The organism is Oleiphilus sp. HI0132 (genome assembly GCF_001635845.1).
In genome coordinates, this window is the sequence record NZ_LWGJ01000677.1 from 1 (window position 1) to 734 (window position 734).

Sequence of the window (734 nt, forward strand, 5' to 3'; positions counted from 1 at the left end):
GCTTAGGAATAGTCAGGTCGATTCCCTTTAATACATGGTTTTCTAAGGGGCTGCCGAGATTAAAACTAACATCTACCTTGCTCATTGAGATCATTGGCCGAACCTCGTGCGTGCTTTAATGGCGCTTTTGATATTTGGGGCAACAATTGCGAGCGTTACCAAAATAGCCGTGATCAAATTGAGATCTTGAGCTTTAAGGCCTAATAATTCACCGTTAAGTGCCACGGCAATAACCAGGCGATAGAGTAGTGAGCCAATCAGGCAGGCAAGGATCCAGCGAAACAGGTTCTTCGGGCCAATCAAGGCTTCGCCGCCTATCACAGACGCAAGGCCGATAATAATGATGCCGACCCCCATGGTTACATCAGCGCTACCCTGACTTTGAGCAAATAAAGCGCCTGCCAGGGCGACAAGGGCATTAGATAGTGACATCCCAAGAATAACCATTAACCAAGTATTGACGCCATTGGCCTGAGCCATTCTGGGGTTAGAGCCTGTAGCGCGCATTGCTAAACCAATTTCACTACGCAGGAACATAAAAAGCAGGGTGAAAGTAATAAGACTAATGATACCGAAGCAAATTGGGTAGGCGACATAATAAGGAATCTCATAAGTAGCAATACTTAGCTTATCTAGCGGGCTTAACAAGGTATCAACGCCGAGCAACGCGATGTTCGGGCCATCCATTATTCGCAGGTTAATGGAATAAAGCGCGATCATAGTCAGGATTGATG

1 protein-coding gene is annotated in these 734 nt (G+C 46.3%); it reads right to left on the minus strand.

The window, feature by feature from the left end; genetic code table 11:
• Nucleotides 1-90 precede the first annotated feature (90 nt).
• A partial coding sequence (locus A3766_RS08145; protein ID WP_082907075.1) for an ABC transporter permease occupies nucleotides 91-734 on the minus strand: 644 nt, incomplete at its 5' end.